Raw genomic sequence first — 14,671 nt, 5'->3', positions numbered from 1 at the left:
TGATATAAGCGTTGTCGTGATAAACTGCACCCGTTTTGTAAATTTTAACGAGTAATGAATGACAGTAACCAGCTTAAGCTTTCCATACGGTGAATCTATTCAATGGTTTTCACCTGAGAACTTCCATTCTATGCCAAAAACAGCTTTAAAAGAATGGTTACTTGCCACTGGCAGTTTAACTCAAAAATTAAAAAGCTGTTGCCAAGATTTTGAAGTAAAGGTGTTAGGCGAACACCTGACGACCCCTTTAGCAGGTGAATGCCCTAATCAAAGCCGAGTATGGGTCAGAGAAGTGCTACTTTGCCTTGATGGTAAACCTTGGGTATTTGCACGCACGTTAATTCCAGAGAGCCTTACAGAACATCAGCAACATAACTTTAAACGTTTAGGCTCTAGGCCGCTTGGTGAGTTACTTTTTTCGAGTAATGATATTGTGCCAGGCAAAATCGAAGTGGCTGAATTCGAGAGCTGTAGTAAATTAGCACAACTCGCGACGAGTTTATCTCAAGCTGTATCGGAGCCATTATGGGGACGCCGTCGCTACTTTACTTTGGCGGATCAGCAAATCATTGTAAGCGAAATATTTCTCCCTGCCGCAGTAAAAATTATCAATAGTGAATTAGCACCTTCAATGGCTGGCACGGACTGATAAATCGTTTTATTTACAAATAAAAAAGGCATGGTAAACACCATGCCTTTTATTATTTTGCATCAGTTTATTATCTACGACTCTGCCTTTTTCGCATCAATAAACTCAACATGAACAGTGATAACCAGCCTAGGCTACCTCCACTACTTTCACCACTATTATCGGGTGCATCTTCAACAACTGCAGGTAAGAAAAATGTCCAGGCACTTTTTTCTACATTGCCCTTTTCATCAGTAACAGTGAGTATAATCTGATATTCACCTTCAGTTGTATAAGTGTAATTAGCAGGGTTTTCACCCGTTAATGTCGTGCCATCACCCATGTCCCATGAATAATCTAATGCACCAAAGCCACCAGTTGTATTATTGGTCATTTTGACGGTCATATTATTACTGCCCACAATGGCAATAGAAAAATCAGCTGTAAGCTCAATCACCACTTCAACAATACGTCTATAACTGGCACTGATACCTGTTGAGTCTGTCACGGTTAGCGTCACAACAAACCCGTTAGAACTACTATAGATATGTGTAGGATTAGCTAAATCACTGCTAGCACCAGCTTCACCAAAGTCCCAAACATAACTGTAGTCACCATCACCTCCTTGCACTGATGCAGAAAAAGCAGCCTCAAAATCAGTCACAACAACATCAAAATCCACTGTGATTTCTGGATCGTCTGGATCTGAGACAACAATATTTCTGCTGAACTCGACAGTCGCAGTTTGGCTACTGGTCGACTGAGCGGTGACATCCATACTCAAGCCTAATTGTTGTAATACCATGCCAGATTGCGGCTGAAGCGGTGCACTAAAGTCGTTACTATCGTCAAACTGACTTTGATTACTTAAATGATTATCTGAACCATAAGCCAATTGCGGATACAGGCTAAAACTTGCATCGCGCACTTGCACATCACTACTGCCATTCATGATCAAGTTTTGGTCAGCATCGACAACACCGATTAAACTATAACCTGCATGCTCACTGACATTATTGTCTTCGTAATTGCTGTTTTCTAGCCATAACAATACGCCTGGCTCATAGCCAATATTTTCTAACCCTTCATCAAGGCCTTGATAATTGCGAAGCTGTGCAATATAGCGCTGCGGTAAGCCTGGGACGGTATCATCAATGCGAGCATAACCATCTACATTAACCGATGACACGGTTTCGGCGTCATCACTGAAGATCTCACTACCTTCAGCCGTGAGTGAAATATTGTCGACTAACATCCCAAAGCCACCTACGGCTTGATCTGTGATGTAATTAATTTGCAGTTCCACGCTTTGACCTGCATATGCTGATAAATCATATGTCAGCTCAACCCACGCATCACTGCCGCTTCCACTACTGATGTCGGATGATTTCCCTGATATATAGTGATTAACGTTGTTATATAGCGGATTATTAGCAGTTGTATGATTACCTGCGATTGCAACATTGTTAATCAGCACCTGACTATAATCATAATCAACTTCAATATCCCACAATGCATAAAAACTCAGCACTAAGGGAGATTGCGCAGGCAAATCAAGATCAATCGTCATGGTATTGGTCATCATGTGCCCTTTACCTGAGTAGTATTGATATTCACCAGCATAAGGCGCTTTAAAAGCAATGTTACTTACTGGTAGCGGAATCGATAATTGATTCACTTCTTCGGCATTCACCGCACTGACAAGATCAGCACTTAAGCCTGTTTCACCAATTTCTGCCCAATTAATAGTGCGCTCATTGACCCACTTCCCCTTATAACGTTCTTGCAGGTATGAACGTGCATATGGGCTAAAACCTGACGGTTTGGTGCCAGGAATATATGTCCCACCAGCAGCTTGCCCTACCCAAGTACCTCCAGCCATTAGCGACCAGCTCCCTACTGGTGAGCCATCACCGCCGTAGCTTGTATCATATTCGTCTGGCAGACCTAGATCATGGCCAAACTCGTGGGTAATCACCCCTGAGGCTGAGTCGATAGGCTGCACGGTATAACCATAGACCTTCATTGATGTGCCAGGAATCGTGGAGCCAAATGTACTTGCGCCAACAAAAAATCGATGCGACCAAATAGCATCAGTGCCTAGCACGCCACCACCGACTTCCTCACCTAAGCTAGAATGAAAAATAACGATGTGATCGATCATGCCGTCGGCTTCATCGAGATTGCCGTTATTATTTAAATCATAAGGATCTTCAATATCAAATTGCGCAAGCTCCGCCGACGTCATACCTGCAACCGCTTTCGTAACAGCTTCCATCACCAGTTCAGGCACTGCAACATCATTGTCATTATTATTAGCATCATTACCGCCATAGTAAGCAGCATTGTTATCAGCGGTTACCCAGCCTTTAACTTCTCCGTTGAATGAGAAGGTTCCGCCAGATGCTTGATCAAAGTATTGATAAGCCGTTTGTAGGTTTTCACCGTTTGGTCCTGCAAAGCCGCTAGATGAAAATAAAATGTCTTCATAATGCGCTACAGCATAATCGCTGTAATACATTGCAGTGTCAGATGGGGTTAATTGATTATCGTTGTAAGGTAAGTCCGGAAAATCAACTAAAACAGCCAAGACATTCACAGCTTTTTCAACATCACTATCGGCCAATGTTGATACTGCTGCGACATTTTGTTGCTGTTTTTTATTCGCTAAAACCTGATTAATTCGTTTTGTTTGATTTAAAGGAACCGCTAAGTTATTTGCCCGTGCTTTACGGGTAAACTCTGCAACAGCTTGCTGTTTTTGCAGCTCGGTAGCATCAGGGCTTAACTCACCACGTTTGGTTAGCCAGTAAATAATTTGCGGTTCATTGATAACACCGGCATCGGCAGGTGACGTGTATTTAACAGGCGCAGCGATTGAAGAAGCACTCAATGCTAATGACAAAGTCAGTGCTAACGGAGTAAAACCTAATTGAGAATACTTAAAACTAACCATTATAACGACTTCCCTTTGTGACATTTTTTATAGGCATCATTGCGTTTAGCAATATATTCATTAATAACAGCTTGCTGTTGTGCCTCAGTCATTTCAGGCGTGATATCACCTCGGTTTAGCAAGTTGTTTCTAATCCCTTGAGTATTTAATGGAGGTGGCGTTGCACCGCATTGTATTGTTGGTATAGGGGCAGTTTGTTGTTGCGAGGCCGATTCAGGCATTGCTGCTTGATGACTACAAGCCAACAAATTTGCGCTCAAAAGTACCAATAAAGTCCGTTTCATAATTCAACTTATAACAGTGTAGATTAACTGAACATTAACAGTTATTACCTAGCGATTACAAACAGGCAGATAAGGTTTTTTGTCTCCGCTCCAACGCCAATGTTCACACAGGTAGACAGCTGAGGTAACAGACTAATTATTAAGTTAATTTACAGCCCATTATCGTCAAACAGTAAAAACAAAAAAGGCCGCTATTGCGGCCTAATAATGCGTGGTTATCCTAAAACAAGATCATTTGCTGTTTATGCAGTGCTCTTCATGTAGCTCGACACACCATCTAAGAACATTTGTACAGATATCATCACTAGCACCATTCCCATTAAACGCTCTACCGCCGTCAGGCCTTTCTCGCCTAAAATACGGGTAAAGACTTTATAGAAGAGTAATATCACCGCACTCACCCCCCAAGCAGCGACTAATGCAATAGTCCAATCTGTCATTCGTGAGCTGTCACTATGAGCAAGCAATATCAAAGCTGCTAGCACTGACGGCCCCGCCATCAAAGGAATCGCCATTGGCACAATAAAAGGTTCTTCACCCGCTGCTAAACCGACAACCCCACCAGGCTGCGGAAAAATCATTTTTATCGCAATTAAAAATAAGATAATACCACCAGCAATACTGACGGATTCTTGGCGTAAATTAAGGAAGTTGAGAATCGCCTCACCAGCAAATAAAAACAACAACATAATTGCTAGAGCAATGAGTAACTCACGTATCAATACACGGCGACGCTTTTTAGGCTCAATGTGACGCAAAATTGATGCAAAAATTGGTAAATTCCCTAACGGGTCCATGATTAAAAACAGCATCACAGCGGCTGAAAATATGTCCATTACATTTATTCTATTAATAATTAACAAAGAATCGCCATTGTATACTTAATACTGCGATTTTGGAGGTATGAGCAGTAAATTTGTTTATATACTCACGATTTTGGCTATGCTTTACCGTGTAAATTCTGATGATGATGAATAATCAAGCACCACAAGTATTAAGTTAATCCAAATACTAGGATATACTTGATTGTTTTTTCCGTTTCTTAGATTCTTTTGGATTCCATGCTCTATCTAGTTGCCAGCTGTATCGCACTTTTATTCGGACCGCTTTTTTATCGTTATTTCTCTTCAGGAAGTGGCTTACAAAAAGGCCTGGATGGATTTATTTTCGTCTCGTTAGGCGGATTAGTGCTAATCCACATTTTGCCTGAACTCCTCGAACATGGCGGTATCATTACCCTGTTGTTTGTCGTGTTCGGTTTATGGGGACCAACTGCCAGTGAGCGCTTATTTCATCGTTATTCTGAAATCACCCACAATGTCACGCTTACATTAGGTATTGCCGGCCTTTTGCTGCATACCATTACCGATGGCGGCGCGATGGTTTTAGCCCAGCAGGAAGGTAATTCCATATTGCTAGCCTTGGGCGTCATCATGCATCGTTTGCCTGTGGGGCTCGCTATTTGGTGGTTATTGAAACCGCAAGTTGGCACGCAATGGGCCAGTGTCGTTCTTGCTGCAATGATGGTATTAACGGGTGTTGGCTATTTTGCCGGAGAACAACTGCTACAACATTTGAGTATCGAAAATACCGTGTACCTGCAAGCATTTGTTACAGGTTCTATTTTGCATGTTGTATTACATCAACCACATGGCAATCAAAATGATGATCGTCAAGGACGTTACCAATATCAAGCAGGCATTGGCAGCCTATTAGGCGTAGCCTTACTAGCAGTATTATTGCTAGTGGATACGGGTGGCGACGCTCATAGCCACCATAGTCACGGCTCAGGGCAATTTTTAAATTGGATATTGACCATTTCGCCTATTTTGATATTAAGCTACCTTATTGCTAGCCTGCGCTTTAAGGCCGGATTAACACCGCAAAATGAGCGCCTTTCTAGCCGTTGGCTGCAACGTCTTGCTGGCCCAGAGGCCTTAATTATTACTTTGCTGTTATTGGGCCCTTGGTTTGCGATATATCAAGCAATTGGGTTACTAATCATTGGCGCATTACTCAGTCTAGGCAAGATTGAGTTAACCGATCCACACGAAAATCTTCCGCAATCCAGCTGGCGCTTTGGTTTTGCTCATTTAGTGGATAGAAGCGCACCTTGGATTGCATTAAGCCTGATATTGGCTAATTTAATTGGTCACCCATCAGTACACCTTGAGCACCCAGCATTGCAAGTTTTCTTACTACTTGTTGTATTCCTACCTATGCGCTTTTGTAACCTAGGCGCTGCAGTATTGGCTTTATCGCTTGCGTATAGTGGTTGGCATAATGTGGCTGTGGCTTTTGCCTTAATCGCAGCGCCAGTGCTGAGTATCAGTCAACTTAAACTGATGAGTTGGACAATGCGTATCGCTCTAGCCTCTGTTATCGCTTTAGCATTATTATTCGCCAATAATTACTTGGTTGATTGGCATCAAATGCTCACCTTACCCGATACCGTAAATGTGGCTGCAGTGATCATTGTCGGGCTGATTTTTAGCGCTTGCTTGTTACGTTTAGGCCCAAGGAAGTTTCTCAGCCGTTTAATGATTCAGTTCAATGCTCATAATCATGACCACGCACACGGCCATTCACATAGCCATACACACAGTCATCAACATGATGATAGTCAACACACTGGCCATCAGCACAAAGAGCATAAGCACTAACAACCAGCTGCGCTCTCGAGATCATCGAGAGCGTTTGTCTGTTGCAAATCAATTGCCTCTCGCTATTAACTTAATAGTGAACTTGCTCCTCAAATAAGCAAAACTTGTCCACTACGGCTTTTAGGTTATGATGAATTATCATCCTTAAAAAAGTCGAATCTATGTGCATCTTATTCATTGCTGTCGACATGCATCCTAAATGGCCACTTATCGTATGTGCCAATCGAGATGAGTTCCACCACCGACCTACCGAGCCTGCTCACTTTTGGCCACAAGATGCCACAACAGAAATTTTGGCAGGTAAAGATCTTCAAGCAGGTGGAACATGGCTTGGGGTAAATCAATTAGGCAATTTTGCAGCGCTAACTAATATTCGCCTTCAAACCGGTGAAGATGGAATGCGCAGTCGAGGCGAATTAGTACTAAAAGCGCTCGCTGATGACAATACCTTCAACCCGCAATGGCTTGCCCAACATGCTGATAACTACAGCCCTTTTAATTTGGTCTATCAATACGACAAACACTTATGGTGCTTCAATAGCGTCACGGCAGAAAATACACAACTCAAAAAAGGGTTTCATGCCATCAGTAACGGCGCATTAGATGATGTGTGGCCAAAAATGGCTAAAGGACAAATGGCACTTGAACAACATGTACTAAAACATGCCGCTCCCGACATTCCCCACATGCTTGAGCTAATGCGAGATCAAACACAAGCGCAAGACAGCAATTTACCCGATACTGGCATTGGACTTGAGTGGGAGCGGTTACTGTCGGCTATTTTCATCAAACATCCTGAATACGGTACTCGTTCCACCAGCGTAGTACTTCAAGATTGTCGAGGAAATATAGAATTGACAGAAGTGCGTTATGACGGCAAGGGAAGAAATTTAGGCCAACAGCAATTCACTATTAGCCTCTAAGCTGAAGATAACCCTTCTGACTAAAGCCGTGACAAAAGTTAGCTCATGTACATTAAAAACGGGAACTATTTAGTGGTGCAAATAACATGTGATCAGTCTGAAGACTTCGCTTCTGACTAAAGTCGTGAAAAGAATAGCTCCTGTGCACTAGAGACGAGAGCTATTTAATGGTGTAATTAACAGGCGATCAGTCTGAAGAATGATCATGGGTAATGACCCATTTATCATCAATACGTTCGATTAATAAGGTGAATACACCACTGGGTTTATCTTTCGCTCGCTCAAGTGTCCAGCGTCCAACTACGAGTGCGGCATAATTACTGAGCATTTTGATTTCACGTACATTAAAGCTCAATTTCCCCATACGTTCTTGTGTCGGATAACTGCGTTTGTAGCTACTTAATATTGAGTCCCAGCCATAATTGTATTTGCCATTAGACACAAATCGCAACTTATCGCTTTTCCAATAACCTTGCATATAGGCATCAATATCACCACTGTTCCATGCTTTTTCTTGATTCGAAATAACCGCACGGATCCTATCGGTCGGAATAGCACTATTCGCATTCACCTCATCAAGGGAAATCGAGGCAGTATCTTCAGGGTTAATATCCACTGCTGCGACGGGGGTTGTCGGCGTATAGATGTCAGGTTGCTTTTCTGCCTCGCTTTTGAGTTCATTGACAGCATCATCTTGCGCTGCAGTTGCTACTTTATCAGGCGCAGTTTCGCTTTCGACAGGCGAAATTGCCCCCGTTTCTACAACCTGATCGGTCACCGGCTTTAGCGGAACCGTTTTCAGCACTTGTTCGGTTTGCTCCGCCAAAACAACATCATTGTCAGATTTAGCTGCAGTCACTTGAGTATCATCGTTAACCTTAGCGTCATTCGCGACAGCCTGTACTAGCGGCGACATACAGTATGCCATTACACTAAGGCAAAAAATTGTAAGGTGCTTCACACACTCTCCTTGTCATGACTAAGTGTTGATATTCCATTTAAGGCATGCCAACTTAGTACTTTTGTATGATTATTCTCGGCCAAATAAGCACGTTCATTATCTGACTTTCTATGAGTGACAAACTAATATCATTCACTAGCACTGCAGAATTAATCATAAAATATTTCATTTTCTTATCGTTAGATTCTAACGTAAATAGTAACAATAAACTGGAAAATACCCCATGTTTCGCAAATTTTGTTTATGGCTTCTCAAAATAAATCACTGGCAATTTAAAGGGAGCGCACCACATCAAGGGCAGTTCATTATGGTCGTTGGCCCACATACCAGTAATTGGGATTTCATCATTGGTATTATTGCCCGTTTCGCCTTAGGTATTAAAATTCACTTTCTAGGCAAACATCAATTGTTTTTACCCCCTTGGGGCTGGTTCTTTAAATTATTAGGTGGCAGTCCAGTAGACCGAAGGAAAAATAACAATATGGTTGATGCCGCTGTGGCATTGTTTGCAGCAGATCCACAATATAAATTGGCATTAGCTCCTGAAGGGACTCGAAGCCCTGTCACACGTTGGAAAACTGGCTTTTATCATATTGCCGCAAAAGCCAAAGTTCCGATAATAACTGTCGGTCTCGACTTTGCTCGTAAAACCATTGTGATTAATCAACCGATGAATACCAGTGGCGATATGACCGCAGATATGAATCAAATTTTAGATTTTTTTCGAGGAATTTCAGGTCAGCACCCTAAAGTTATTCCAGAATACATACCTGCAAAAACAAAAAAGTCGAGCTAGTTAAGCTCGACTTTATGCGTAATGAGATTAATGTGCAGCGGTTTCAGGCTTGATGCTGCGAATATCTTCACCTGTCGGGTTTTGGAATGCTTTCAAGCCAAATTCTGGCAGAATAGCAAAAATATGATCAAATATATCCGCTTGTATTCCCTCATAAAATGCCCAACGAGTATCATTGGTAAACACATACAGCTCAATCGGTAAACCTTGAGTCGTTGGCGCTAATTGGCGCACCATCAAGGTCATATCCTTATGAAGTTTATTATTATTTTTAAGGTAAGCATCTAAATAAGCACGGAAAGTCCCGACATTGGTTAATCGTCTGCCATTCACTGGCATTTCAATATCGCTCACTTGTTCATTCGCATGGTTAATTTCAGACACCATTTTCGGGAAATAGTCTTTTAAGTAGTTCACCTTAGATAACCGCGTCATATCTTCTTCGGTTAAAAAGTGAATACTATTAACGTCGATATTGAGTGAGCGCTTGATTCGGCGTCCGCCCTTTTCTGACATTCCACGCCAATTTTTAAACGCATCAGACACCAATGCATAAGCTGGGATCATCGTGATCGTGTTATCCCAATTACGTACCTTCACGGTATTTAAAGAGACCTCGTCAACAGCACCGTCGGCGCCGTATTTATCCATTTGAATCCAGTCACCTTTACTCACCATGCGATTAGCTGCAAGCTGAATACCTGCAACAAACCCTAAAATGGTATCTCTAAATACCAACATCACTAAACCTGTCGCGACACCTAAACCACTCAAGAAATAGATTGGCGACTGATCCGCAATAACAGAGATTGAAATGATAAAACCAATAAAGAAGAGAAACAGTTTAAAAAGCTGCACGAAACTTTTAACCGGTAGTCGGCGACTAATCTGTCTGACATCGGCAATTTCATTCACAGCATCAAGGCATGAATAAATAGCTCGGATAACAAAAATAACCACGAGAACACTCATGGCTCGGTCAATAATAGTGCCAAGCAAGTCTTGGTGAGTCAGAATAATGGGTATCAACAAATCTAATACCATTATGGGGATCAATAGCGCTAACTTCTCCAATACGCCGTAGCGCATAAAGATATCATCCCAAGTCACTGCTGACTTACGGATCATGGCATTGACCGCTTTCACAAACACCTTGCGAGTAATGTAATAAGCAATCGCTGCAATCAGTAGACTAGCAAACAATAAAATTGAGGTTGCGAGGCCATCTGACGGCTGGCTATTTACCCCAACTTCTAATAACCATGCGGCGATATCTGAACGTAACTCGTTATCCACTATTGATTCCTTTAGCACTTGAAAACACTGACTAACATAGCATATTTCTCGCAAGAGCAATGATAATCAATTATATGACACTGATACATAAAACCGCTCACTGACATGAAACAAGTCGCTAACAATTAACCCAAAATCAACGACAATGTCGTGAAAGATACGCGCAATTATTGACCTCCAGCCTCTAGCAACTAACAATAGCGCCATCTAATCAGGTAGAGGTTTACATGAAACAAATTTGGCTCACTTTACTATTCACTTTTAGCTTAGTCGCATATAGCCAACACGCCCAAGCAAACACAGAGGAACCTCAACAGTTCAAGCCTTCTGTTGCCCTATTAGTCGACTATATTGATACTCGTGGTGACATGTTTGGTGTCACTATTGCAGCCAAACACTTTGACCCTGATTATGCGGATTGGGGATACTATATCGGCTATGCATGGGGCAGTGAGTACGATATTGATGTTCCAGAACCTGGCGAAGGCTATGCTAAAGAGTACATGTGGCGTTTTGGTTTGAGCTATAGCTTAACTCAAGATTTGAGTGTGTATGCTGGCGCCACGGCGTTTATCTACGAAGAAAACACCACAGATAATATCGTCCCACTGATTGTTGGTGCTGAACCTGTTTGGGAGCGTGAACGTCAAAAGGACTGGGGAGCGGAAGTCGGCCTCAGATACACCATTATGAATGGCTTTGTGATTGGTGCAGGTTACGATACCAACTCAGAAGCAGCGGTCATATCCATTGGTGTCACCATGTAATATTTCCCCAATAAAAATCCCTAATAAAAATCTCTAATAAAAATCTCTAATAAAAAGGACCTTGCGGTCCTTTTTGTTATCACTCTCACTTAGTCAACGCACTACATCATCGACATTTAAAAGCTCGCCAATAAACCCGCAGGCAAATAACGGTTAAAACTCGCGCTGTATAGCAAGTCTGTTGCATTATCGATATCAGGCGCAAAGAAACGGTCTTTATCATAATACTCAACAACTTCTCGTAACTGCGCTTTCGCACTCGCTACAGCTTTACTTGGCTGTAATGGCTTGCGGAAATCAAGCCCTTGCGCCGCAGCAAGTAATTCAACCGCCAATACACCTCGTGTATTTTCAGACATATCACGCAAACGTCGAGCAGCAAATGTAGCCATCGAAACATGATCTTCTTGGTTGGCAGACGTCGGCAGACTGTCTACTGATGCTGGGTGAGCATAAGTTTTGTTCTCTGATGCCAGCGCCGCAGCTGTCACTTGAGCAATCATAAAGCCTGAGTTAACCCCACCATTTTCCACCAAAAATGGCGGTAGTTTTGACAAGCTAGAGTCAATCAGTAGCGCAATACGACGCTCAGCTATAGATCCCAGTTCGGCGATGGCAATAGCAAGGTTATCGGCCGCCATAGCAACAGGCTCCGCATGGAAGTTACCACCAGAGATAATATCGCCTGTATCTTGGAATACTAATGGGTTGTCAGTCACACCATTAGATTCAACCGCTAACACCTCAGCCGCATGACGTATTTGGGTTAAGCATGCCCCTAATACCTGTGGCTGGCAGCGCAGTGAATAGGGATCTTGTACTTTTTCGCAATCAACATGGCTTTTGCTAATCTCAGACTCATCGCCGAGCAAATGACGGAAAATAGCTGCTGAGTCAATTTGACCTTTTTGGCCTCGTGCAGCATGAATACGTGCATCAAATGGACTGCGACTGCCCATGGCAGCCTCGACACTCATTGCACCAATCACGGAACTGGCAGCAAAGAGGTCTTCAGCGTGGAATAACCCTTCAAGCGCCAATGCTGTTGATGCTTGGGTGCCATTTAATAAAGCTAAACCTTCTTTAGCAGCGAGCTCAATTGGCTCAAGCCCAGCAATTTCAAGCCCTTCTGTCGCTGTGATGATTTGACCTTGGTAGCTCATTTCACCTTCACCAAGTAACGGCAGACACATATGTGACAAGGGGGCTAAGTCACCTGATGCACCAACTGAGCCTTTTTCAGGAATACATGGATAAACACCCGCATTGACCAACTGAATAAGAAAGTTAATCACTTCTAATCGGATACCTGAAAAACCACGGCTCAGAGAGTTAATCTTCAATACCATCATCAATCGCACAGTGGCATCTTGCATATATTGCCCAGTACCAGCAGCATGAGAAAGCACGATAGAGCGCTGCAGTAATTGCAAATCTTCTGGCGCGATTTTAGTGTTGGCTAATAAGCCAAAGCCCGTATTAATACCATAAACCGTGCGGCCTTCATCTAAGACTTGTTGCACTAACCCAGCACTGGTATTGATGTCTGCAATCGCTTCATCTGCTAAGGTGATGTTCACTGAAGCACGGCTAATTTTACGTAACTGAGCCAGTGATAGCGTACCTGGGTTCAGTAATAATCTATGTTGTACCGTCATTACTTCACTCCTTGCATTGGTAAATCTAGACCTTGCTCTTTCGCGCAATCAATGGCGATATCGTAACCAGCATCAGCATGTCGCATAACACCTGTTGCTGGGTCATTCCACAACACGCGTCCTAAACGCGCAGCAGCGTCATCACTGCCATCTGCCACAATCACCACACCAGAATGTTGACTAAAGCCCATACCAACGCCACCTCCATGGTGCAGCGACACCCAAGTTGCGCCGCTAGCAGTATTTAATAAAGCATTCATTAGTGGCCAGTCTGATACAGCATCAGAGCCATCAAGCATCGATTCCGTTTCACGGTTTGGACTAGCAACAGAGCCAGAGTCAAGATGATCACGTCCAATCACAATCGGCGCAGATAATTCACCATTTTTCACCATTTCGTTAAATGCTAAGGCTAAACGTGCACGGTCTTTTAGCCCTACCCAGCAAATTCGCGCCGGTAACCCTTGAAACTCAATACGCTCACGGGCCATATCTAACCAATTATGCAAATGCGGGTTATCAGGAATTAACTCTTTTACCTTGGCATCGGTTTTATAAATATCTTCAGGATCACCAGATAAAGCGACCCAACGGAAAGGGCCAATCCCTTCACAAAATAATGGACGCACATATGCAGGAACAAAACCTGGGAAATCAAAGGCATTTTCAACACCTTCTTCAAATGCCATCTGACGAATGTTATTACCGTAATCGGTGGTAGCCGCGCCTGCTGCTTGCAGCGCTAGCATCGCGTTAACTTGAACAGCCATCGATTGTTTAGCCGCTTTAACTACAGCAGATTCGTCAGTTTTACGCATTTCAGCAGCGTGCTCTAACGTCCAGCCTTGAGGCAAATAACCATTTAATGGATCGTGCGCAGATGTTTGGTCAGTGACCACATCTGGCGTCACACCGCGCTCAACTAATTCCGCAAAAATGTCAGCAGCATTAGCGAGTAGTCCGACAGAAACAGGTTTGCCAATGGCATTAGCTTCATCAATCATGGCCAAAGCCTCATCTAATGAGGTCGCTTTCTTATCCACATAACGAGTGCGCAGACGGAAATCAATACGCGTTTCATCGACTTCACATGCCAATACTGAATAACCCGCCATGGTGCCAGCAAGGGGTTGTGCGCCGCCCATACCACCCAGGCCGCCCGTTAAAATCCACTTACCTGCTGCATTGCCTTCAAAGTGCTGTTTTGCCATCGCGACAAAGGTCTCGTAAGTGCCTTGAACAATCCCTTGAGTACCAATATAAATCCACGAGCCTGCGGTCATTTGGCCGTACATTGCCAAGCCTTTTTTATCCAGCTCGTTGAAGTGCTCCCAATTAGCCCAGTGCGGAACCAAGTTTGAGTTAGCAATAATCACTCTCGGAGCATTGTCATGGGTTTTAAATACGCCAACAGGTTTACCAGACTGAACAAGTAAGGTTTCATCGTCTTCAAGACGTTGAAGCACTTCAATAATTTTGTCATAGCATTGCCAATCACGAGCTGCGCGGCCAATACCGCCATAAACCACTAAGTCTTCAGGTCGCTCAGCAACATCTGGATGTAAGTTATTCATTAACATCCGCATTGCAGCTTCAGTTAACCAGCTTTTACAGGCGAGTGTCGTGCCGTGAGGTGCGATAATATTACGGCTAGGGTCGTGTCTATTACTCATTATATTTCCTTCAATTATCTTCAACTGTTAACACTCAAAGGTGCTAAAGCCTGACTTTTTTGTTTT

Annotated in this window: 12 protein-coding genes; 5 read left to right on the top strand and 7 right to left on the bottom strand. The window is 43.1% G+C overall.

The annotated features are described in order from the left end of the window. The first annotated feature begins 58 nt into the window (after positions 1–58). Complete coding sequence (locus tag AN944_RS08405) at positions 59–649, top strand: chorismate lyase (RefSeq protein ID WP_055024157.1); 591 nt, start codon at positions 59–61, stop codon at positions 647–649. 70 nt (positions 650–719) lie between these two features. Here AN944_RS08405 and AN944_RS08400 read toward each other — a convergent pair whose 3' ends face one another. The 3 genes from AN944_RS08400 to AN944_RS08390 all read right to left on the bottom strand — a co-directional run bounded on the left by AN944_RS08400 (position 720) and on the right by AN944_RS08390 (position 4,704). Beyond that, positions 720–3,584 (bottom strand): immune inhibitor A domain-containing protein, encoded by a 2,865-nt coding sequence (locus AN944_RS08400; protein WP_055024156.1) that lies wholly within the window; start codon positions 3,582–3,584, stop codon positions 720–722. Further along, on the bottom strand, positions 3,584–3,868 hold the full coding sequence (locus AN944_RS08395) for a hypothetical protein (RefSeq protein ID WP_055024155.1): 285 nt from the start codon (positions 3,866–3,868) through the stop codon (positions 3,584–3,586). The genes AN944_RS08400 and AN944_RS08395 overlap by 1 nt, the downstream gene beginning before the upstream one ends. 242 nt (positions 3,869–4,110) lie before the next feature. Next, positions 4,111–4,704, bottom strand: a complete 594-nt coding sequence (locus AN944_RS08390) for a YhgN family NAAT transporter (RefSeq protein ID WP_055024154.1) — start codon at positions 4,702–4,704, stop codon at positions 4,111–4,113. 225 nt (positions 4,705–4,929) lie between these two features. Between AN944_RS08390 and AN944_RS08385 the strand changes: the two genes are divergently transcribed. Next, positions 4,930–6,531, top strand: coding sequence for a hypothetical protein (locus AN944_RS08385; protein WP_055024153.1), 1,602 nt, complete (start codon positions 4,930–4,932; stop codon positions 6,529–6,531). A gap of 161 nt (positions 6,532–6,692) precedes the next feature. Next, positions 6,693–7,454, top strand: a complete 762-nt coding sequence (locus tag AN944_RS08380) for an NRDE family protein (protein WP_055024152.1) — start codon at positions 6,693–6,695, stop codon at positions 7,452–7,454. A gap of 187 nt (positions 7,455–7,641) precedes the next feature. On the opposite strand, the gene AN944_RS21855 is transcribed toward AN944_RS08380, so the two are convergent. Next, positions 7,642–8,064 (bottom strand): SgcJ/EcaC family oxidoreductase, encoded by a 423-nt coding sequence (locus AN944_RS21855; protein WP_055024221.1) that lies wholly within the window; start codon positions 8,062–8,064, stop codon positions 7,642–7,644. 574 nt (positions 8,065–8,638) lie between these two features. On the opposite strand from AN944_RS21855, the gene AN944_RS08370 reads away from it, so the two are divergent. Further along, positions 8,639–9,211 (top strand): lysophospholipid acyltransferase family protein, encoded by a 573-nt coding sequence (locus tag AN944_RS08370; protein WP_055024151.1) that lies wholly within the window; start codon positions 8,639–8,641, stop codon positions 9,209–9,211. Between the two features lie 27 nt (positions 9,212–9,238). Here AN944_RS08370 and AN944_RS08365 read toward each other — a convergent pair whose 3' ends face one another. Beyond that, the gene (locus AN944_RS08365; protein ID WP_055024150.1) at positions 9,239–10,507 is read right to left on the bottom strand and encodes a mechanosensitive ion channel family protein; all 1,269 of its coding nucleotides are present in this window, start codon (positions 10,505–10,507) and stop codon (positions 9,239–9,241) included. 227 nt (positions 10,508–10,734) lie between these two features. Between AN944_RS08365 and AN944_RS08360 the strand changes: the two genes are divergently transcribed. After that, the gene (locus tag AN944_RS08360) at positions 10,735–11,274 is read left to right on the top strand and encodes a TonB-dependent receptor (protein ID WP_055024149.1); all 540 of its coding nucleotides are present in this window, start codon (positions 10,735–10,737) and stop codon (positions 11,272–11,274) included. 116 nt (positions 11,275–11,390) lie between these two features. Here AN944_RS08360 and hutH read toward each other — a convergent pair whose 3' ends face one another. Together hutH and hutU are read right to left on the bottom strand one after the other, a co-directional pair. Then, entirely contained in the window at positions 11,391–12,932 is a 1,542-nt protein-coding gene (gene hutH, locus AN944_RS08355) for a histidine ammonia-lyase (protein ID WP_055024148.1), read from the bottom strand. Then, positions 12,932–14,605, bottom strand: coding sequence for a urocanate hydratase (hutU, locus tag AN944_RS08350; protein WP_055024147.1), 1,674 nt, complete (start codon positions 14,603–14,605; stop codon positions 12,932–12,934). The genes hutH and hutU overlap by 1 nt, the downstream gene beginning before the upstream one ends. Between the last annotated feature and the right edge of the window lie 66 nt (positions 14,606–14,671).

The organism is Shewanella sp. P1-14-1 (assembly GCF_001401775.1).
Classification (GTDB): Bacteria; Pseudomonadota; Gammaproteobacteria; order Enterobacterales; family Shewanellaceae; genus Shewanella; species Shewanella japonica.
This window is presented reverse-complemented; position numbering and strand designations above follow the sequence as displayed.

Bases quoted from the DNA above. Each gene is read 5' to 3' on its own strand.
- AN944_RS08380 (WP_055024152.1), top strand. From the start codon at position 6,693: ATGTGCATCTTATTCATTGCTGTCGACATGCATCCTAAATGGCCACTT.
- AN944_RS08400 (WP_055024156.1), bottom strand. From the start codon at position 3,584: ATGGTTAGTTTTAAGTATTCTCAATTAGGTTTTACTCCGTTAGCACTG.
- hutU (WP_055024147.1), bottom strand. From the start codon at position 14,605: ATGAGTAATAGACACGACCCTAGCCGTAATATTATCGCACCTCACGGC.
- AN944_RS08405 (WP_055024157.1), top strand. From the start codon at position 59: ATGACAGTAACCAGCTTAAGCTTTCCATACGGTGAATCTATTCAATGG.
- AN944_RS08370 (WP_055024151.1), top strand. From the start codon at position 8,639: ATGTTTCGCAAATTTTGTTTATGGCTTCTCAAAATAAATCACTGGCAA.
- AN944_RS08385 (WP_055024153.1), top strand. From the start codon at position 4,930: ATGCTCTATCTAGTTGCCAGCTGTATCGCACTTTTATTCGGACCGCTT.
- AN944_RS08395 (WP_055024155.1), bottom strand. From the start codon at position 3,868: ATGAAACGGACTTTATTGGTACTTTTGAGCGCAAATTTGTTGGCTTGT.
- AN944_RS08360 (WP_055024149.1), top strand. From the start codon at position 10,735: ATGAAACAAATTTGGCTCACTTTACTATTCACTTTTAGCTTAGTCGCA.
- hutH (WP_055024148.1), bottom strand. From the start codon at position 12,932: ATGACGGTACAACATAGATTATTACTGAACCCAGGTACGCTATCACTG.
- AN944_RS08390 (WP_055024154.1), bottom strand. From the start codon at position 4,704: ATGGACATATTTTCAGCCGCTGTGATGCTGTTTTTAATCATGGACCCG.